At 62.6% G+C, this 17565-nt stretch carries 21 protein-coding genes and 2 tRNA genes; 7 read left to right on the top strand and 16 right to left on the bottom strand.

The window, feature by feature from the left end; all coding sequences use genetic code 11:
- Position 1: 1 nt before the first annotated feature.
- Genes nqrF through LSG43_RS05590 form a run of 6 tightly spaced genes read right to left on the bottom strand, consistent with a single transcriptional unit; the run spans position 2 to position 5311 of the window.
- On the bottom strand, positions 2-1225 hold the full coding sequence (gene nqrF, locus LSG43_RS05615) for an NADH:ubiquinone reductase (Na(+)-transporting) subunit F (protein ID WP_231801892.1): 1224 nt from the start codon (positions 1223-1225) through the stop codon (positions 2-4).
- A complete protein-coding gene (gene nqrE / locus LSG43_RS05610; RefSeq protein ID WP_231801890.1) occupies positions 1222-1824 on the bottom strand; it encodes an NADH:ubiquinone reductase (Na(+)-transporting) subunit E in 603 nt (200 codons plus the stop codon). Before nqrE ends, nqrF begins: the two co-directional genes overlap by 4 nt.
- Positions 1821-2480, bottom strand: a complete 660-nt coding sequence (locus LSG43_RS05605) for an NADH:ubiquinone reductase (Na(+)-transporting) subunit D (protein WP_231801888.1) — start codon at positions 2478-2480, stop codon at positions 1821-1823. Before LSG43_RS05605 ends, nqrE begins: the two co-directional genes overlap by 4 nt.
- Positions 2477-3289 carry an NADH:ubiquinone reductase (Na(+)-transporting) subunit C gene (nqrC, locus tag LSG43_RS05600; RefSeq protein WP_231801886.1) on the bottom strand — a complete coding sequence of 271 codons (813 nt, stop codon included), beginning with the start codon at positions 3287-3289 and terminating at the stop codon, positions 2477-2479. The genes LSG43_RS05605 and nqrC overlap by 4 nt, the downstream gene beginning before the upstream one ends.
- Positions 3282-4067 (bottom strand): RnfABCDGE type electron transport complex subunit D, encoded by a 786-nt coding sequence (locus LSG43_RS05595; RefSeq protein ID WP_231801884.1) that lies wholly within the window; start codon positions 4065-4067, stop codon positions 3282-3284. Before LSG43_RS05595 ends, nqrC begins: the two co-directional genes overlap by 8 nt.
- Complete coding sequence (locus LSG43_RS05590; protein WP_231801882.1) at positions 4067-5311, bottom strand: hypothetical protein; 1245 nt, start codon at positions 5309-5311, stop codon at positions 4067-4069. Before LSG43_RS05590 ends, LSG43_RS05595 begins: the two co-directional genes overlap by 1 nt.
- Positions 5312-5455: 144 nt before the next feature.
- On the opposite strand from LSG43_RS05590, the gene LSG43_RS05585 reads away from it, so the two are divergent.
- Entirely contained in the window at positions 5456-6535 is a 1080-nt protein-coding gene (locus LSG43_RS05585; RefSeq protein ID WP_231801880.1) for a cytochrome C, read from the top strand.
- Here the strand turns inward: LSG43_RS05585 and LSG43_RS05580 are convergent.
- The 6 genes from LSG43_RS05580 to LSG43_RS05555 are packed head-to-tail and all read right to left on the bottom strand — an operon-like array spanning position 6532 to position 10738.
- Positions 6532-8247: a SulP family inorganic anion transporter gene (locus tag LSG43_RS05580; RefSeq protein WP_231801879.1), complete on the bottom strand. Its 1716-nt coding sequence runs from the start codon at positions 8245-8247 to the stop codon at positions 6532-6534. The genes LSG43_RS05585 and LSG43_RS05580 overlap by 4 nt on opposite strands.
- 12 nt (positions 8248-8259) lie before the next feature.
- Positions 8260-8586, bottom strand: a complete 327-nt coding sequence (locus tag LSG43_RS05575; protein ID WP_231801878.1) for a protein tyrosine phosphatase family protein — start codon at positions 8584-8586, stop codon at positions 8260-8262.
- 32 nt (positions 8587-8618) lie between these two features.
- Complete coding sequence (locus tag LSG43_RS05570) at positions 8619-9062, bottom strand: DUF6691 family protein (protein ID WP_231801877.1); 444 nt, start codon at positions 9060-9062, stop codon at positions 8619-8621.
- The gene (locus LSG43_RS05565; RefSeq protein ID WP_231801876.1) at positions 9062-9490 is read right to left on the bottom strand and encodes a YeeE/YedE family protein; all 429 of its coding nucleotides are present in this window, start codon (positions 9488-9490) and stop codon (positions 9062-9064) included. Before LSG43_RS05565 ends, LSG43_RS05570 begins: the two co-directional genes overlap by 1 nt.
- 37 nt (positions 9491-9527) lie before the next feature.
- Positions 9528-9866 carry an ArsR/SmtB family transcription factor gene (locus LSG43_RS05560; RefSeq protein WP_231801875.1) on the bottom strand — a complete coding sequence of 113 codons (339 nt, stop codon included), beginning with the start codon at positions 9864-9866 and terminating at the stop codon, positions 9528-9530.
- Positions 9860-10738, bottom strand: coding sequence for an MBL fold metallo-hydrolase (locus LSG43_RS05555; protein WP_231801874.1), 879 nt, complete (start codon positions 10736-10738; stop codon positions 9860-9862). The genes LSG43_RS05560 and LSG43_RS05555 overlap by 7 nt, the downstream gene beginning before the upstream one ends.
- Before the next feature lie 178 nt (positions 10739-10916).
- On the opposite strand from LSG43_RS05555, the gene LSG43_RS05550 reads away from it, so the two are divergent.
- Positions 10917-11468: a VIT1/CCC1 transporter family protein gene (locus tag LSG43_RS05550; RefSeq protein WP_231801873.1), complete on the top strand. Its 552-nt coding sequence runs from the start codon at positions 10917-10919 to the stop codon at positions 11466-11468.
- Between the two features lie 32 nt (positions 11469-11500).
- Here LSG43_RS05550 and LSG43_RS05545 read toward each other — a convergent pair.
- Positions 11501-11575 (bottom strand) — tRNA-Gln (locus tag LSG43_RS05545).
- Positions 11576-11702: 127 nt separating this feature from the next.
- On the opposite strand from LSG43_RS05545, the gene LSG43_RS05540 reads away from it, so the two are divergent.
- From LSG43_RS05540 to LSG43_RS05525, 4 genes are all read left to right on the top strand, one after another.
- Positions 11703-11779, top strand: a tRNA-Pro gene (locus tag LSG43_RS05540).
- A 548-nt stretch (positions 11780-12327) separates the two neighbouring features.
- Positions 12328-13113 (top strand): hypothetical protein, encoded by a 786-nt coding sequence (locus LSG43_RS05535; RefSeq protein ID WP_231801872.1) that lies wholly within the window; start codon positions 12328-12330, stop codon positions 13111-13113.
- A gap of 196 nt (positions 13114-13309) precedes the next feature.
- The gene (locus LSG43_RS05530; protein ID WP_231801871.1) at positions 13310-13864 is read left to right on the top strand and encodes a transglutaminase-like cysteine peptidase; all 555 of its coding nucleotides are present in this window, start codon (positions 13310-13312) and stop codon (positions 13862-13864) included.
- A gap of 154 nt (positions 13865-14018) precedes the next feature.
- Positions 14019-14354 (top strand): hypothetical protein, encoded by a 336-nt coding sequence (locus LSG43_RS05525; protein WP_231801870.1) that lies wholly within the window; start codon positions 14019-14021, stop codon positions 14352-14354.
- Positions 14355-14425: 71 nt separating this feature from the next.
- Here the strand turns inward: LSG43_RS05525 and LSG43_RS05520 are convergent, their stop codons facing one another.
- The gene (locus LSG43_RS05520; RefSeq protein ID WP_231801869.1) at positions 14426-15046 is read right to left on the bottom strand and encodes a biotin transporter BioY; all 621 of its coding nucleotides are present in this window, start codon (positions 15044-15046) and stop codon (positions 14426-14428) included.
- Between the two features lie 71 nt (positions 15047-15117).
- On the opposite strand from LSG43_RS05520, the gene LSG43_RS05515 reads away from it, so the two are divergent.
- Positions 15118-16026 carry an MBL fold metallo-hydrolase gene (locus LSG43_RS05515; protein WP_231801868.1) on the top strand — a complete coding sequence of 303 codons (909 nt, stop codon included), beginning with the start codon at positions 15118-15120 and terminating at the stop codon, positions 16024-16026.
- On the opposite strand, the gene LSG43_RS05510 is transcribed toward LSG43_RS05515, so the two are convergent.
- Both LSG43_RS05510 and pdxH read right to left on the bottom strand, forming a co-directional pair.
- Positions 16004-16816, bottom strand: coding sequence for a DUF1499 domain-containing protein (locus LSG43_RS05510; protein ID WP_231801867.1), 813 nt, complete (start codon positions 16814-16816; stop codon positions 16004-16006). The genes LSG43_RS05515 and LSG43_RS05510 overlap by 23 nt on opposite strands.
- A gap of 33 nt (positions 16817-16849) precedes the next feature.
- The gene (gene pdxH / locus LSG43_RS05505) at positions 16850-17485 is read right to left on the bottom strand and encodes a pyridoxamine 5'-phosphate oxidase (protein WP_231801866.1); all 636 of its coding nucleotides are present in this window, start codon (positions 17483-17485) and stop codon (positions 16850-16852) included.
- Between the last annotated feature and the right edge of the window lie 80 nt (positions 17486-17565).

Genomic DNA, 17565 nt, shown 5'->3' with positions numbered 1-17565 from the left:
TCTAGCTCCCAAAATCGTCGTTAAAGATCGACTCTGGCTCAACGCCTGCCTCGTCGAGCATTGCAAGGACTGCATCGATCATAAGCGGGGGACCGCACAGGTAGTATTCGCAGGTTTCGGGCGCGGGGTGCGTGCTTAGGTATTTGCGCCAGACAACGTCATGGACAAAGCCGGTTTCACCGTGCCAGCCGGTATCTGGCCTGGGCTCGGAGAGCGCTACGGTCCAGGAGAAGTTTTCGTGCGCGGCCGCGAGGGTGTCGAACTGATCTGCATAAAAGACGTCCGAGGCGCTGCGTGCTCCGTACCAGTAACTCATCTTGCGTGTGCTCCCGACACGCTCGAGCTGATCGTGAATGATGGCGCGCAGCGGGGCCATGCCTACGCCGCCCCCGATCAGGACCATTTCGCGCTCGGTGTCTTGCGCACAGAATGTCCCGTACGGCCCCGAGACCTCGATCACGTCTCCCGGCTCGAGCGAGAAGAGATACGAGGACACCTTGCCCGGTGGAATGTCGTCACCGGTGCCAGGTGGTGGGACCGCGAGGCGGATATCGAGGACGATCTTCCCCTTGTCCCCGGGGCGGCTCGCGATGGAATACGCGCGCGTCGTTTGCGTATCGACCCGCGTCTTCAGCTGGCTCCAGCCCAGCTTGTCCCAGACCGCTGCATGCTCGGGTGACACCGCGATGTCGGAAAAGGTGAGCGCATATGACGGTGCGGTAACCTGCACAAATTGTCCCGCACGAAAGGCGAAATCCTGGCCCTGCGGGACGTCGAGTACGATTTCCTTGACAAGCGGCGCCAGCATCGTGCTCGCGGCAACCCGGCAGATGAACGTCTCTGCTCCCAAAATATCCTCGGGCACCCTGACGACCATGTTGCCGCGGATGACAACTTGGCAGGCAAGCCGCAGCCCGTCGCGAATTTCGGCCCGGGAAAATCGAGCTGCTTCGTTGGGCAAGATATCTCCCCCGCCTGCATCGACATGCACGCGGCACAGCCCGCACGTTCCCGCCCCCGCACACGCAGACGGCAAGGGTATGCCGGCTCCAGCAAGGGTCGGAAGCAACTTAACGCCTGTCAGTGCGGCGATCTCGCGTTCGCCGTTCACGCGAACGGTTGCAGAAACAGCGGGGCTAAGTAGCGTCCGCGCGCCCATCACGAGTGCGGTCAGCGCCAGAGTGAGAACAACTGTCAGGCCGGTCGCAAGCGCAATTTCGGTCATGGCAACGCAACCCCGGAAAACGCCGCAAAGCCCATCGACATCAACCCGGTAACGATGAATGCTATCCCCAGCCCCTTGAGCCCATCGGGCAGATCGGCATAGACGAGCCGCTCGCGGATAGCCGCAAGGCCGACGATGGCGAGCGCCCAGCCGAACCCGCTGCCCAAACCGAAAACAACGCTCTGGGTGAAGTCATAGTGCCGTTCGACCATGAAAAGGCTGCCGCCGAGAATGGCACAGTTGACGGTAATCAGCGGCAGATAAATGCCCAGCGCCCGGTAGAGCGCCGGCAGGTAGCGATCGAGCACCATTTCAAGGATTTGCACCATCGCCGCGATGACACCGATGAAGGCGACAAAGCGCAGGAAGGTGAGGTCGACCTCGGGGAGCCCCAACCAGCCCCACGCGCCCGCCGAGAGCAGATGGGCATAGATCAGGTAGTTGACCGGGACGGTGATCGTTTGCACGACCAGCAGGGCAATCCCCAGGCCGACCGCCGTTTCGACGCGCCGCGAGACCGCCAGGAACGTGCACAATCCCAAGAAGAACGTAAGCGCCAGGTTGTCCGCAAAAGTGGATTGGACGAAGAGGTCGATCATGGCTTTCGAGCCTCGTCCGCACTGATTATGGCGGTGCCTTCGTGCTCGACTTGCTCGACCTTGATCGTCCGGATGAACCAGATCAGAAGTCCGAGAATGAAGAATGCGCTCGGAGCGAGCATCATGAGGTTGAGTGGTGTAAACCAGCCGCCCTTAGCAAGCGTCGGCAGAACCGGATGCCCAAAGAGCGCTCCGGTCCCGAAAACCTCACGAATGGCGCCGACAATCAGGAGAATGAACGAATAACCCAGCCCGTTGCCGAGCGCATCGAGTGCGCTCGCGCCAACGCCGTTGCGCATTGCAAAGCCCTCCGCACGGCCGAGAACGAGGCAGTTGGTCACGATGAGACCGACGAATATGGAGAGCCGCTGGCTCATTTGCCACGCGAAGGCCTGGAGGATCTGATCCGCCACAATCACAAGCGAAGCGATGATCGTGATCTGTACGATGAGACGGATCGCGTTGGGAATATGACGCCGGATCAGACTGATAACGGTACTCGAGGCAACAAGGACGGCGGTAAGCGCCACGCTCATCGTGAGCGCCGTCGCCAAAGATGTCGTGACCGCCAGGGCGGAACAGATCCCGAGAATCTGGAGGGTCACCGGATTGTTGTCGATGACCGGATCGAGAAGGCGCCGAAATGCGGACGTCATGGCCGGAAACTCCCCGATCTGAGCGCATCGAGAAGGGGGCCGTAGCCAAACGGTCCCATCCAGAAGGTGATCATGTTCGAGACGGCGTTGCCGGTGCGCGTAGCCCCGGTGATGCCATCGATCTCGAAGACCGAACTTGCGCCGCCGCGCGCCACGTGGAGCCGGATTTCACCGGTTTCGTCGGCGATTTCCTTGCCCGGCCAGAGCGCCTGCCATCCCGGTTCGGCAATGCGGGCGCCCAGGCCCGGCGTCTCGCTGTGCCCGGTGATCGAGAGCCCGGCGACAGTGTTTAGGTCGCCCTCGAGAGCCAGAAGCGCTTCGATACGGCCGCCGTAGCCCACGGCGGAAACCGGCAGGAGGATGAGGCGGAGATCGTCACCATCGCGAAGGAGGTAGATCTGTTGGAAATCCGAGCGCCGTCCAAGCCCGGCGATGTCGTCGTCCGCGCTCAGTTCCGTGCTGGTTGCAGGGTCGGCTGCAAAGGCAGCCCTGTTGAAGACGGCCGGGTCAACGCCTTCGGCAACCGCGCCCGCCGCAAGGTCGACGATGACCGCTTCGAGGCTGTCGGCACCCGACCTGGCGAGGATGTCCTCCATTCCCGGCAGCTCCGCCATCATCGCGTCGAGCCGCTCCTGGCGTTCGGCGGCGCGGTTCGCGTCCTGGAAAGGTCTCAGAACGACCGTCGTCCCCGAAACGAGCGCGGCGCACACAAGGGCGACCATAAAAGCGACGGCTACCGTTTTGGCCCGGCTTTCATTCGGCAGCGCAAGAATCCGACGCCAAAGCGTGAGGGGACTGAACTCAGCCATGGCGTCTCTTTCTCGCAGCGGCACTGATCGTGATAACGGTGTGGTCGATGAGCGGGGCAAAGAGAGAGGCCAGCAATGTCGCAAAAACGATCGTCTGGGGCGCGCCGACACCGTAGGCGGCCCAGCCCAGCAGCCCCGCCAAGCCTCCGGCGAGACCGCCATAGGCCCAGCGGCCGGCCGGTGTAGCGCTCGAGGTCACCGGGTCGCCCGAGAGAAACACGATGCCAAAGACGATGGCGCCGTGAGAAAAAAGCACGGAGAGGTCTGCACCCATCAACAAGCCCACGGTCGCAATGCCCATGATGGCGCCGACGGGAATTGGCCAGGCGAGGACACCGAGAACGACCAGTAGAGCCGCCCCAGGCACGCTCGAAACGGCGATCAACCAGCCCGGCTCCGGCGTCACCGCTTCGGGAAAGGCAAAAAAGAGGAAGGCAAGAGAAGCAACAGCCGTATTGATGATGTTGCGACCCCAGCCACCGAAAACCTGCTCGCCGATCACCGCTCCAAAACTCACGCCGAGGATAATTTGCCAGGGCGCCAAACCCTGCGGCCCCAAAAGGGTGACCGCGAGCGCGGTGAGTACACCAATTCCCGTCGCGAGCTGGGCACGGGCGAATAGGAATACGCCTTGCCAGAAGGCGAGCACGGCAAGCGCCAGCGTGAAGGTCGTCGCGAAGGCCCATCCACCCTCCACCGCGCCAGCGATACCGACGGGGAGCGCGGCCGCGAGGATGAGAAGCGCGATGGTTTCCCGTTCCCAGAGACCCCGGATCATCACTCGGCCTCCAGCGTGTCGAGCATGCGGCGCAGCAGCGCGCCGAAAGCTGTTGTCCCGCCTGTGACATAGGTCGCGAGCGCCAAGTCATCTTCGGCGAGCTCAAGCGCGCCAAACCTTTCGGCGCCCTCGGTGTCACCGGTGCTGAGGGCGCGCAGGAGTGCGACGACCGGCAGATCTGTCCCGAAGGCATAGTCGAGCGCGCGCGTCGGGATCAGCGGCACGGGAGCCGCGGCGTGTCGGAGCGCGGCCATCATCCAGTTGGAAGGCGCCTTGCCCGTATCGCGCAGCATCACGCTTGCCTGCCAGTGATAACGCGAGAGAAATCGGGCTTCCCGTCCGCAAAGCGGCGAGCCGGACAGAATACGTTTGTCGCCCGGCGTGGCGTGTATGCGGGTGAGCTCGACAAGGTCGGCACCAGATGGTGCCAGAACGAGTCGCGGGTCGGAGAGGCCGGGCCCCGAAAGCGCGATGACGCGCTCGGCCGGCAGGGTTCCCGTGCGCACGAGATAGCCCATTGCCACCACATCCTGGTAGTGAACGTGCCAGGCGACCTTCGCGCGGGTTGCCGGAGCGATATAATGGATGTGCGTTCCGGCGAGGCCAGCGGGGTGCAATCCGGAAACCTCGATGCGCAGCGCCCGTCCCAGGGCCGATGAAAAGGGCATCTCGGGCGCGTGGCAGACGTAGGTGGGCGCTGGCGTAAGCTGATCGAGCAGCGCGATGCCACGCGCAAAGTCGTCGTTATGGCGCTCGAATACCACTCGCGCATCCACCGCATGGGGACGCGTATCCATCGCCGTTACGAATATCGCGGAAGGATCCGCATCCGGGTCCGGGATGCGGTCGAAGGGCCGAGTGCGAAAAGACGTCCAGCTCCCCGACTCGAGCAGGAGACGACGCACGCCTTCCCGCATCTGGGTATCGGCCGTGTTGAACACCACCGCCGCATCGCCGTCCGTCTTGATGACGATGGAGGACAGCCGCCGCCTTGCGCCTACCGCAATCTCCTCGACCATGCCGGAAACCGGCGCTGCCACGGCAATATCGGGGCGCTTTCTCTCCCGTATCAAAGGCGTTCCCCGCTCAACGGTTTCGCCCTCGTTTACGAGGATGTCGAACCGGGCCGGGCCATAATCGGAGCCAACCACACCGACCCGCTCAACCGGAATCGTGCTGTCGATCACCTGGCGGGGCGCGCCGGGGATGCCGATATCCAGGCCCTTGCGGAATTTGAGACGCATGGCGGGGTGCTCCGGGGCGGTTATTTGACCGTCTCTAGCGGTCTCTTCCCGCAGCTTCATTGACAGAGATCAAGGCGCGCGCACGCAAGTGCGGGTAAGCACCGGGCAAAGGGAAATGGTTCGGCCGAACTGGAGGGAATTGCCATGCGCTTCAACCCGATCGCGATCTTCGCTCTCGCCTTCTCGCTTGCGGCGGCTCCGGGTCCGGCGTTCGCCCAGGCCGAACCCGAGACACAAATCGTCCAGAGCTGGCTCGGTTCGAGCCATGCTGACACGACCTCCCCTTCCTTCACGCATTGGAATGATGAAGGAGAAATCCCCGGTACGTGCGCGTTGTGCCACTCCGGTCAGGGCTTTCGCGATTTTTACGGGTTGGATGGCAGCACGGTTGGCACCATCGACCATCCAGTGGAAACAGGAGGCGTAATCGATTGCGACACCTGCCACGCCGAGGGCATCCGCGAGATTTCGACCGTGACCTTCCGCTCGGGTGCAGAAATTCCAATTTCAGGCAACACAGCGACCTGCTCGACCTGCCACCAGGGCCGGGCCTCGGGCGTGTCGGTCGCCAACGCCGTTGGGGAGCGCGACGAGGATACCATCTATCCCGAGCTTTCGTTCATCAACCCGCACTACGCCGTCGCCGCTGCCACCCAGCTTGGCGCCGAAGCGCAGGGCGCGTACCAATATCCCGGCAAAGATTATGCCGGCCGGTTTGGCCATGTACCTCCGGCTTCGGAGTGCATCGACTGCCACGAACCGCACAGCCTGATGGTCGAAACCGAGACCTGTATCGGGTGCCACGAGACCGCCGATCCCGAGACAATCCGCACATCCGAGACGGATTTCGACGGCAACGGCGATCCTGCCGAAGGCATAGCCGTTGAAATCGCGGCACTGCATACGCGGTTGATGGAGGCGATGGTCGCCTATTCGCGCGAAATCAGCGGTCAGGGGATCGTTTACAACGGCAACCGCTTTCCCTACTTCTTCGCGGACACCGATGCTGACGGTGAACCGGATACGGCCGACGACGGAGATGTTGTTCGCTTTGCGGGATGGACGCCCCGGCTTCTCAAGGCGGCATACAACTATAAGTTCATTGCCGGCGATCCGGGCGCCTATGCCCACAATCCGCATTATGCCTTGCAGGTGCTCCACGATTCCATCGAGAGCCTGTCCGGTCCGCTAGGATGGGATGTGAGTGGCCTCACGCGGCCTTAGACGTCCCCTGCCCCGGAAAGCTCCGCAATCGCCGCATGCTGGCTGAGAAACACCTTCCCAGTGAGGTGATCGAGGAAGTCCGAGTGTTCGAGCCGGTCCATGACGGGGCCCTTGACCTCCGTGAGGTGGAAGCGAATGCCCAGGTCACCAAGGCGCTGGTTGATCGCCTCGAGGCTCTCGAGTGCTGACATGTCTATGGCGTTGACTGCCGGGCACATCAGCACGACGTGCCTGATTTCCGGATGCTCCGCCACACGCGCATATATGCAGTCCTCAAGAAACCGGGCATTGGCAAAGTAGAGGCTTTCATCAACGCGCAGGGAGAGGATGCCGGGCGTGGTCTCCACGCTATGACGCAGGACGTTGCGGAAATGCTCGCTGCCGGGCACGCGCCCCACGACGGCCGTGTGCGGCCTTGAGGTGCGGTAGAGAAAGATCAGGATCGATGCGGCTACACCGAGCGAGATGCCCATCTCCACGCCGAAGACAAGGGTGACGCCCAAAGTCGTGGCGACCGCGATGAAGTCGGCCATCGCGTAGTTGAACGCCTTTTTGAGAATGGAAAGATCCACCAAAGACAGGACGGCGACGACGATGGTTGCCGCGAGCGTGGCCTTGGGCAAAAGCGCGAGGAACGGGGTCAGGGCCAGCGTCGCGACGGCAATGCCGATGGCAGTGAAAGCCCCCGCCGCGGGGGTTGCAGCGCCAGCGTCGTGATTGACCACGGACCGTGCGAAGCCTCCGGTCACCGGATAGCCCGAGCCGATGGCTGCCGCGACGTTGGCGGCGCCCAGCCCGATCAGCTCCTGATCGGGATCGATGCGCTCGCGCTTTTTAGCAGCGAGGGTCTGGGCCACGGAGATGGATTCCACAAAGCCGACAATCGATATGATCAATGCCGGGCCGATGAGAGCCGTGACGAGTTCGAGCGAGATGCCCGGCACCGCAAGCAAAGGCAGGCCTTGCGGTACATCCCCGACAAGGGCGACACCACGCTCTCCGAGCCCAAAGACCGCGGAAGCCCCGATCGATGCAAGGACGACAGCGACGGGGCCGGCCCGCACCATGAAGGTGGCAATGGCGACAGGTACGCCGATCGCAGTCAAACGGCGCTTCATGTCGAGGCGGATCCAGGCGAGCGCGGCCAACGCGGTGGCACCGACGGCAAGCGTATAGGGATTGAACCGCGCGAGGTTCTCCCAGATCGATGCCAGGAGATCGGGCATGGTGTGACCCCGGCTCGGAATGCCCAGAAGACCGCCGAGCTGGCTCGTTGCGATGATCAGGCCCGATGCAGTGATAAACCCGGCGATAACAGGATGAGAGAGGAAGTTGGCGACGAAGCCCAGGCGGAACAGGCCCATTAGGGTCAGTATTCCGCCCGAAAGCAGCGCCAGAACCATGGCGATGCTCGCATAGTCCGCGGTACCTTCCGCCGCGAGCCGACCGACCGCCGTTGCCGTCATGAGCGAGACGACGGCGACCGGACCAACGGCGAGGGACGTCGAGGATCCGAAGATGGCGTAGGCGACAAGCGGGAGGATCGAGGCATAGAGCCCGGCTTCGGGCGGCAAACCGGCGAGCAGCGCGTAGGCCAGCGACTGCGGGATCAGCATGATGGTGACGATGACCGCCGCGATGAGGTCGCGCCCGAACTGATCCCGCCGATAGGCCCTGCCCCAATTGAGGATGGGGACGTACTTTGCCAGCATCGTCGTCACGCCCTACCGGTTGAGTGTCGCGTAGAGGCTTCCGGCACGGGCGCCCGAGCGGCAATAGCCGAGCACCGGTCCCTCGATTTCGGCCATCGCCTCATGGAAGCGAATGATCTGGCCCTCTGTCAGCATGCCGGAGACTGGAATGTGAACGGCAAGCAGGCCGTGCGTTTCTGCGGCACGGGCGACATCGTCGAACGCGGGCTGACCGTGTTCCTCGTTGTCGGGCCGCGCGCAGACAATGGCGGAAAAGCCCATGCGTTTGATTTCGCTGACGTGTTCGGGGGTGATCTGCCCGGTGGTTGCGAACCGGTCGTCGATTTTATTGATTTTCATATTGCTACCTCTCGCGTTTTACGAAGGGGTTATCAGGCGTCACGGGCATTCGCCCGCGCTGCGAATGCCAGCCTCGCGGACCGCGCAAGAACGATGCCGCCAGTCATTGCGGCGACGAAGATCATCGCGTCGGGCTCGCCGAGGCCCAGCGCCGGAATGGCCCCGCCCGGGCAAAACCCTGTGATGCCCCAGCCGACGCCAAAGATCGCCGCACCTGCGATCAGCGGTGTGTCTATCCGGCGAGCCGTGGGCAGGTGAAAGGTTGTGTCCAAAACCGGCGCCGGGCGCTTGAGAACGAAATGGTACCCGATGGCTGCGACAGCCAGCGCGGCGCCCATGACAAAGGCCAGTGAGGGGTCCCAGGTCCCTGCGAAATCGAAGAAGTTGAGCACTTTGGCCGGATTGGCCATTCCGGAAATCGCGATTCCCGTGCCGAATATCAGGCCGATGAGACCGGCGAAGAGAACCTTTTGCATCACAGACCTCCCAGGACGTGGCGTATCACGAAGACGGTTATCGCGGTCGCGACCATAAAGACCGCGGTCGCGGCTATCGAACGGGGCGAGAGCCGCGCGATGCCGCAGACGCCGTGGCCGGATGTACAACCGGAACCGAAATAGACCCCGACGCCGACGACAAGCCCTCCGGCGATCAGCCATGACGCCGGAACGGGACTTGAGAAGCCAACAACGTCACCAAAGACCGCGCCCAGCAGAACCGGAGCGGCGATGGCGCCGGCAAGGAAGGCCGCGCGCCATCCCCAGTCGGGAGAGAGCGGGGGAATAACGGCAGTCAGAATGCCGGTCATGCCCGCGATACGGCCGTGCAGCGCCATAAGAAGGACGGCAGCAAGCCCGATCAGCGCGCCGCCGGCGAGCGACAAGAGCGGTGTAAATTCAGTCAAGACAATATCCTTGAAGTTCGTGTGGCAGAGGCGCCCGTCAGTTGGCGTTCGGGCCGCAGAAAAGGTCGTACATCGTGCCGATGATCGCCTTCACCTTGGGATCGGCGAGGCTGTAGAACACGGCCTTGCCCTCCTTGCGCCCGGCAATCATGCCAGCAGCGCGGAGTTCCGCGAGTTGCTGGGAAAGGCCGGGCTGGCGAATGTCGAGCAGATCTTCGAGCTCGCGCACGCTTCTTTCGCCCTCGACCAGCGCGCAGACGACAAGCAGGCGGTCGCGATTGGCGAGCTTCTTGAGAAAAGCCGACGCCTCGTCGACCTTTTGCTTGATGACTCGCGTTTCGCGCGACAGCTCGGTTTGAATTGCCGGGCCTACCATGCTGCGCCCCCGAGAGCGTTGAGCGGGATCTTGAGATAGCGACAGCCATTGGCTTCGGGCTCGGGGAGCCGGCCGGCATTGGTGTTGATCTGCAAGGCGTGCAGGATCAGCTTGGGCATCGGCAGCGTCTTGTCGCGGGCGTCACGCACCGCGGCGAATTCCTCTGCGGTCTTGAGCTTTGCCATATGGATGTTTTGGGCCTTCTGTTCGGCGACCGTGCTCTCCCACATCGGATCACGGCCACCGGGCTGGTAGTCGTGGCCCGTGAAGATGCGGGTCTTGTCCGGCAGTGCCAGAATGTCCTGGATCGAGTGCCAGAGGGCTTTCGCGCTGCCGCCGGGAAAATCGGCGCGCGCTGTACCGCTATCGGGCATGAACAGCGTATCGTGCACGAAGGCTGCATCGCCGACGACATAGGTGATCGACGCCAGCGTGTGGCCGGGCGAGAACATCACAAACGCGGGAATATTGCCGACCTTGAAGGTCTCCCTATCGGCGAAGAGCTTATCCCACTGGCTTCCATCCTCGCGAAATTCGGGCCAGTTGTAGATGCCCTTCCAGAGCTTTTGCACCTCGGTCACCTTCTCGCCAATGGCCGTGGGCGCGCCGGTCTTTTCCTTGAGATACTGTGCCGCAGAGAAATGGTCGGCGTGTGGGTGGGTATCCAAAATCCACTCGACCTCGTAGCCCTTGTCGGCGATGAACGCGAGTATCCGGTCCGCTTCCTTGGTGCCGGTCGCGGCCGATTTCTCGTCGTAATCAAGCACCGGATCGACGATGGCGCATTTCCCGGTTTCCGGGTCGGCGACGACATACTGAATGGACGAGGTCCGGGGTTCGAAAAAGCCCGTGACTTCCGGTTTGGCTGTCATTGGTGTGTCCTGAACTTGGGTGTTCGCGGGGCGGGTGATTACGTTGATCGCCTAGGTAATAACGCTTGCATTTTTTTGCAAGCATTAATTTGCGATTTTTATGCTTGACCCAGGTCAAGGACACCGGGGAGAGGGAACGTCACACTGACGTCGCACACCACCCGAACCGAGCAACACCATGGCCTTGCACCCTCCGCCCGGCCCGCCGTCGGAACAAGGCAAGCTGCGTACCCTCCTGGGCGCGCATCTTCCCGAAATTGTTTATGGCGCCAATGACGGCGTCATCACCACGCTCGCCGTGGTTGCCGGCGTTTCCGGCGCGCAGCTTCCCAACCAGATCATTGTGATACTTGGGCTCGCCAACCTCGTTGCCGACGGGTTTTCCATGGGCGCGAGCGCACTTTTATCCGAGCGCTCCAAGCCCAATCCGCCGCGGTTCGGAAAGGCAGGCCGCAAAGGTGGCATCACGACGATGGGATTCGTTCTCGCAGGCTGCATTCCGTTGGCGGCCTATCTCGTCCCCGGGCTCGGCGATAACCGTTTCTGGCTGGCGACGATTCTGGCTATGATAACGCTGTTTCTTATTGGCGCGGCGCGGTCGTTTTTTACCACGCGCCCTTTTTTCCAGGCAGGTGCCGAAATGCTTCTTGTCGGCTCGGTTGCCGCGCTGTTTGCCTATGGCATCGGCCTGCTTGGAGCGCAGTCAGTTGCCGAAGCGCGCGCTCTGTGATCATCTCACACGGCGCGGTAACTGGAGAAAACTGGCTGGGGCGGCAGGATTCGAACCTGCGAATGTCGATACCAAAAACCGATGCCTTACCACTTGGCGACGCCCCAAGACGCGGTGCTTGTTACACCGTTCGGGTGGCGTACGCAACACCGCGAAACAGGCTTGAACCGTCAAGGAACGCACTATATAAGGCGGGCCAACATGACGACCGGCCACGAAGCTGGTCCGGCATCTCGGAGTATAGCGCAGCCTGGTAGCGCACCTCGTTCGGGACGAGGGGGTCGCAAGTTCGAATCTTGCTACTCCGACCAATTCCACCCCTGGCCTCGCCACCGCGAGACCAGGGGTTCTTGTTTATAACGGACCATTTAGGTGGCGCGCGCCGCCCGCGCATGCTACGAGCGCGGCAGGTGTCCGGCTCGCCCGCATATCGGTTCTTCGGCCGGCCCAAAACCTTCAATCGCGATATTGTGAACGCTTGGCGGCGGCTTTTTGGCGCGCTTTGGGCGCCAGGACGCAAGTATCCGATCGATATTAAATCAATTTTTCTTAATTAATTTGACCCCGAACCATGAGTCGGGACCTCTCGCTCGGGACAAGTCGATCCGCATATCCCTTTCACGGTCGCCAGCTGTTTTCCAAATCCATGGAAAGTCTGCAACGGGTCAGCCGCGCAGCCTCGAAGGCGACGGACGACCGCCCCAAATGCGAATCTACGGCACATTTATCATACAACTAATATTTGCTCCAACAATACTTATACTGTTCCCGGTTTAACCAAACATTAACCACGTTCCATGGCATACATAAGCAAGTTGTAGTATCTTCCCCCGCCTATGCCGAGTTATGGGAGGGTTCCATGTGGCGTTCAAGTTTCCTGACACTATCGACAGTACTGCTCGTTTCTTCGATCTCGTACCCAGCCTTCACCCAAGGGCTGCAACTCAGCAGCCGGGACGTTACGAGCGGCTGCGCGTCGCTCGGGCTGCAGGCCTGTGACGATCTCACTTCGATGTACGTGGGCCAGCGCGACGGCCTGGCGACCCAGGACCGCGATATCGTCTCCCTCGTAAGCGCGCTCGCCGAGCAAGGGCGGGCTGTCGAGGGACGGTCCGATGTCAATATCACTTGCCCGGAAATTGCCGGGGTGATTTTGGCACTGGCGAATGACGTGTCGTCACCGGCTCAAAGCGAACAGATCACCGGTATCGCGCAGGCACTGTGCGAGGACGGAATTCAGACTGCCGCCATCCCTATCGGCGGCTCGCGCTTCGATGCTGGCGATGGCTCACCGGGTGATCTTGCCGATTGGCTGTTCGACGACGGCAATGGCGGCGGCGGCAATGGCGGCGGCGGCAACGGCGGCGGTGGTAACGGCGGCGGCGGCAACGGCGGCGGCGGCAACGGCGGCGGCGGCAACGGCGGCGGTGGTAACGGCGGCGGCGGCAATGGCGGCGGCGGCAATGGTGGTGGCGGCAATGGTGGTGGCGGCAATGGTGGCGCCCCCTGGCTCGACGACGACCATTGGGATCATCCGCACGGCGACCATTGGAAGGGCCCCGATGGCCACTTCTCTGGTTTCGGCGACGATCCGGAGGGTGAACTGGCGGATATCATCGACGACCTGCGGAACCACTTCCACTAGCAGAACGCTGGCAAGGCGACTTCCTGAGGGGACGCGGGAAATTCTGGCAACCTGCCTTGCCAACACCGGCCGGCGCCGTTCTCCCGGCGCCGGCCGAAACTGTGCAAATTTACTAAAAATGTGAGTATCGGCCTAAGGGGCCATAGACTGGGCACATTCATCATGTTGGCATTCTCCCGACCCAGGAGTTGCCAGAATGAGTCGTTTTGCCAGTCTTTGCCTGGCCGTGGCTTGCCTAGCCACGGCGCAGATCAGTATGGCTCATGCCGATACGAACCCCGCCGACAGGTCGCATCTCACCACTGTCGCGGACTACACGCCCCCACTGGGGTTCCAGCTTTTCTGCCTTGCCAATCCCGGCCACTGCCAGGGCGGCGGCCAGTCGGAAATCGCTTTGACAGATGCGCTGTGGGCCGAACTTCAGCACGTGAACGCTTCGGTCAATCGAGCAATCCGTCCACGGGCGGACTCTGATGATGTGTGGGCGCTCGGCGTGTCGAGCGGGGATTGCGAGGACTATGTACTCGCCAAGCGGGCCATGCTGATCCAGGCCGGCGTGCCGGCCAGCGCCCTCCGGATCGGGGTCGGCACCTATCGCGGACAGGCCCACGCGGTCCTCGTCGTCCGCACCGGGCAAGGCGATCTCGTCCTCGACAATATGGACGGCACGATCCGGCAGTGGAACCAGACCGAAATCAACTGGATCGCGATGTCCAGAGCCGATCCACTGCGTTGGGGCACGATCGGCTAGGGTTGGTTTCCCGGAACGTGACCGCTGCGTTGTTCGAACCGGACGACGGGCGCGACGGCCTTGCCTCGTGATCTATTGAGTCGTCCGACTGCGCTGTCCCGTGGTAGATTAGATCGTCCTCCCGAGGAGGAGGAATTTCAAGGGGACGACAGTCATGAAATCCAGATGTCTTGGACTCTGGTTTGTTCTGGTGGCCGTGTTGGCCGCCACGCAGGCCTACGCGCAGAATTATGACCGACGCGTCAGAATCGAAAACTTCTCATCGGTAACGATGACATATTTCTACGCTTCGAACGTCGACCGCCCGACTTGGGAGGAAGACATTCTGGGCGATTCCGTCTTGCCGGCAGGGCATTCGGTCGTGATCAACATCGACGATGGGTCGGGCTACTGCCGCTACGATTTCCGCGCTATCTTCGCGGATGGCTCGGAAGCCATTCGCGCGGGGGTCAATGTTTGCGAGGTCGGTGTCTATTCCTACTACGACTGATCCGGCACCATCCGCCGTCAGAAAAAGGGCCGGTCCTTCGACCGGCCCTTTGGCGTTCCGTTCCTCGCGGGTCAGCGTTCGTTGCGCTTGACCAGCGCCCAGCCGCCCACGACCGTGAGGGCCGCAAACGCCATCTTGAGCGTGTCCCAAAGGATGAAGGGCTCGACGGCGCCCTTATAGGCGGACATCAGCACGTTGGACTGATCGATCCAGCCAGCCTGCCCCGACAGCGCCAAGAGCCAGGTGAACCCGAAGGCGAAGAGCGCCGCGGCCCCGAGCATCATGGCGGCGAAAGCGGAAACCACATTGCGAGCCGCGCCGCGGTCGGCGAGGTAGCCGATGATGACGGCCATGACGAGGAAGCCGACCAGAAACCCGCCCGTGGGACCCATCACATAGGCGGGGCCCGCATAGGCGCCCGCAAAGACAGGCAGGCCGGCGAGGCCCTGAGCAAGGTACAGGGTCACGGTCGCGGCGCCGATGCGCAGGCCGAAGGCGGCAGCGATGACGGCGACGGCCATCGACTGAAGCGAAACGGGAACCGGCCAGACCGGAACCGAAACCTTGGCAGCGATGGTCAGAAGAATCGAGCCGAGGAACGCAACCGCGATCGCAGTGATCGCCTGCGCCGTGCGGGATTTGGGCTGGAGCGCGCCCAAAAGCGTATTGGACGTGGCAAAAGTCATGGCCATCACGAATTCCTTTGCGTTAGCCGAAGAGAATGTCCAACTTCTAGCCACACTCATCCCCCCGTGCAATGGCTATGCCGACCCAGCAGTACAGTACCGATTTCGATCCACAGAGAGGCACTCCGGTCGCCGTGGCCGACGGCATCGTACGCGTGACCGCGCCGAACGCCGGGCCCTATACGTTCACCGGGACGAACAGCTTCGTCCTTGGCCGCGAGGAGGTCATGATCCTCGACCCGGGCCCGGACAGCCCGAGCCATCTTCAGGCCCTTTTGTCGGCCATCGGCGGGCGCCGCGTCGCCGGTATCCTCCTTACCCATACGCATCCCGACCATTGCGCGCTGGTACCCAGGCTCCAGTCGGCCACCGGCGCGCCGCTGCTTTCGGGCGGGCCCCACCGGTATTCCCGAAAGCCCACCCTTAGCGAATCGCTGATGCGCCGAAAGGGCATCGGCTTCCGACTCAAGCCCGACACGACGCTTTGGGATGGCCAGCCGCTCGAACTCGACGGGTTGACCCTCACCGCGGTCGCGACCCCGGGCCACTGCGCCAATCACTTCGCTTTCGCGGTCGAAGGCACCCGGCTGCTCCTTTCGGGCGACCATGTCATGGGATGGAACTCCACGTTGATCGCCTCGCCCGATGGCAGACTTTCGGATTATTTCGCGTCACTCGACAAGGTCATCGCCCTGCATCAGACGCGCTTCGTTCCTGCTCACGGGGGTGAAATCGCCGACGGACGCGGCTTCGCCAAGGCACTCAAAGCACACCGGATGATGCGCAACAGCCAAATTGTCGACGCGCTCGGCACAGGCCCACAATCGCTGCGCCAGATCACGGCAGCGATCTATCCGCAGCTTCGCGGCCGGCTCGCGCTCGCGGCGCAGCAGACTGTGCTTGCGCATCTCGAATACCTCGCCGATAAGGACGCAATCAGCCTCAAGCGCGGCATCTTCGGCGTCAGGGCGTGGCTATCGGCGTAGCGTCCGCAGGGATGTCGGCCTCGAAAGCGTCGCTCAACTGAACGTTGTTGCGAAGATGGTCCGCGACAGCCTGATCCAGCGCCACAAGAAAGCTTTCAAGGGCCAGGCCGTTCGATCCCAGGTCGTGCTGCACGTCGCGGACCGACGCGCCGCGTATGTCAAGTTGCGCGCCAAGCGGCGCGGGCTCGATCCGTACCGCAACCTCGTTGGACCAGCCCAGGAGCGATTTGCGGATGGCGTTGAGCCTGCCGTCATCCCCGGCGGTTTGCGGCCCCTGACTGCCCATCACCTGCCATCCCTTGTCCTCGGCAATGCGCCGGACGATGCCATAGAGGATCACCGGATCGATCCGGTAGGAGCGCGATAGAACGCGCGGAAACGCTTCGAGCGCCAGGTCGGGATCGATAGCCTGCGGCTCCCCGGCACGGGGGAATGTCAGCTCGGGCGGATCGCGCGGGTCGGTCGAAATGTCTGCGGTCGACGGATAGACGGCCATCAGGGCCAGCGCCGCACCCACGGGCAGAATGCAGAGTGCACCGGTCAACAGCCCCGCGCTCGCAAGGCCCCAACCTTTGTCGCCCGTGAACCAGAGCCTTACGTAGCCCGCGAGCGCCAGTAACACGGCAAGACCGCCCGCCACCGTCGCAATCGCGAGGCAGACTTCGAACACATCGGTGCTGATGTGCCCCAGGACGTGCAACAGGATCGCCAGCACCAGCAACGGTACGCCGAAGGTCCCCAGCCTCCGCGCCCAGATGGCAAGTTTGGATGTACGGACGAAAACGCGCATGACCGGCCCGGTGCCCCCCTGCCCCAATCGGCCTCAGGGATAGAGCCGGCTGCGCGTCCAAGGCGCGTCAAGCCCCTCGCGCCTGAATACCACCCGGTCGTGCAACCGGAAGGCACCGTCCTTCCAGAACTCTATCTCGAGGGGTTTGACGCGAAAGCCCGACCAGTAGTCCGGACGCGGCACGTCCTCGCCGAACTCGGTCTTCAGCGCCTCGACCTTGTCGAAAAGCACCTGACGGCTTTCGAGTGGCCGCGACTGGTCCGAGGCATGCGCTCCGATACGCGACTGTATCGGCCGCGTGGCGAAATAGGCGTCGGCCTCGGCGTCGCTCACCGTCTCGACCGGACCACGTATGCGGATCTGCCGGCGCTGGGATTTCCAATGGAACAGAAGCGCGGCCTTGGGGTGGGTCCGCAGTTCGCGCCCCTTGGCACTGCCGAAATTCGTATAGAACACGAACCCCCGCGTGTCCCGTCCGTTCAGCAACACGGTGCGCGCATCGGGCATGTCGGTTTCGTCAACCGTCGCCAATGTCATGGCGTTGGGATCGTTGATCTCGCTTTCGCGGGCCGCCTCCAGCCATTCGGTGAACACCTCGAAGGGATCGACGTCGCCTTTGTAGCCGTCGTCGAACAGGATTTCGGTCAAAGACGCCGTTTTCGCGGTCATATCCGTACCACTTCTGGACATTGTGCAGGACGGTGGCCATATAGGACGCGAAGATGCGGCGTTGCAACTGCCGCGAAAGG

It is taken from the genome of Pelagibacterium xiamenense, assembly GCF_021166475.1.
Lineage (GTDB): Bacteria > Pseudomonadota > Alphaproteobacteria > Rhizobiales > Devosiaceae > Pelagibacterium > Pelagibacterium xiamenense.
This window is presented reverse-complemented; position numbering and strand designations above follow the sequence as displayed.

What these genes read in the sequence shown, in the direction of transcription:
- nqrF (WP_231801892.1), bottom strand. Translation starts at nt 1,225, where the DNA reads ATGACCGAAATTGCGCTTGCGACCGGCCTGACAGTTGTTCTCACTCTG.
- nqrE (WP_231801890.1), bottom strand. Translation starts at nt 1,824, where the DNA reads ATGATCGACCTCTTCGTCCAATCCACTTTTGCGGACAACCTGGCGCTT.
- LSG43_RS05605 (WP_231801888.1), bottom strand. Translation starts at nt 2,480, where the DNA reads ATGACGTCCGCATTTCGGCGCCTTCTCGATCCGGTCATCGACAACAAT.
- nqrC (WP_231801886.1), bottom strand. Translation starts at nt 3,289, where the DNA reads ATGGCTGAGTTCAGTCCCCTCACGCTTTGGCGTCGGATTCTTGCGCTG.
- LSG43_RS05595 (WP_231801884.1), bottom strand. Translation starts at nt 4,067, where the DNA reads ATGATCCGGGGTCTCTGGGAACGGGAAACCATCGCGCTTCTCATCCTC.
- LSG43_RS05590 (WP_231801882.1), bottom strand. Translation starts at nt 5,311, where the DNA reads ATGCGTCTCAAATTCCGCAAGGGCCTGGATATCGGCATCCCCGGCGCG.
- LSG43_RS05585 (WP_231801880.1), top strand. Translation starts at nt 5,456, where the DNA reads ATGCGCTTCAACCCGATCGCGATCTTCGCTCTCGCCTTCTCGCTTGCG.
- LSG43_RS05580 (WP_231801879.1), bottom strand. Translation starts at nt 8,247, where the DNA reads ATGCTGGCAAAGTACGTCCCCATCCTCAATTGGGGCAGGGCCTATCGG.
- LSG43_RS05575 (WP_231801878.1), bottom strand. Translation starts at nt 8,586, where the DNA reads ATGAAAATCAATAAAATCGACGACCGGTTCGCAACCACCGGGCAGATC.
- LSG43_RS05570 (WP_231801877.1), bottom strand. Translation starts at nt 9,062, where the DNA reads ATGCAAAAGGTTCTCTTCGCCGGTCTCATCGGCCTGATATTCGGCACG.
- LSG43_RS05560 (WP_231801875.1), bottom strand. Translation starts at nt 9,866, where the DNA reads ATGGTAGGCCCGGCAATTCAAACCGAGCTGTCGCGCGAAACGCGAGTC.
- LSG43_RS05555 (WP_231801874.1), bottom strand. Translation starts at nt 10,738, where the DNA reads ATGACAGCCAAACCGGAAGTCACGGGCTTTTTCGAACCCCGGACCTCG.
- LSG43_RS05550 (WP_231801873.1), top strand. Translation starts at nt 10,917, where the DNA reads ATGGCCTTGCACCCTCCGCCCGGCCCGCCGTCGGAACAAGGCAAGCTG.
- LSG43_RS05535 (WP_231801872.1), top strand. Translation starts at nt 12,328, where the DNA reads ATGTGGCGTTCAAGTTTCCTGACACTATCGACAGTACTGCTCGTTTCT.
- LSG43_RS05530 (WP_231801871.1), top strand. Translation starts at nt 13,310, where the DNA reads ATGAGTCGTTTTGCCAGTCTTTGCCTGGCCGTGGCTTGCCTAGCCACG.
- LSG43_RS05525 (WP_231801870.1), top strand. Translation starts at nt 14,019, where the DNA reads ATGAAATCCAGATGTCTTGGACTCTGGTTTGTTCTGGTGGCCGTGTTG.
- LSG43_RS05520 (WP_231801869.1), bottom strand. Translation starts at nt 15,046, where the DNA reads ATGGCCATGACTTTTGCCACGTCCAATACGCTTTTGGGCGCGCTCCAG.
- LSG43_RS05515 (WP_231801868.1), top strand. Translation starts at nt 15,118, where the DNA reads ATGCCGACCCAGCAGTACAGTACCGATTTCGATCCACAGAGAGGCACT.
- LSG43_RS05510 (WP_231801867.1), bottom strand. Translation starts at nt 16,816, where the DNA reads ATGCGCGTTTTCGTCCGTACATCCAAACTTGCCATCTGGGCGCGGAGG.
- pdxH (WP_231801866.1), bottom strand. Translation starts at nt 17,485, where the DNA reads ATGACCGCGAAAACGGCGTCTTTGACCGAAATCCTGTTCGACGACGGC.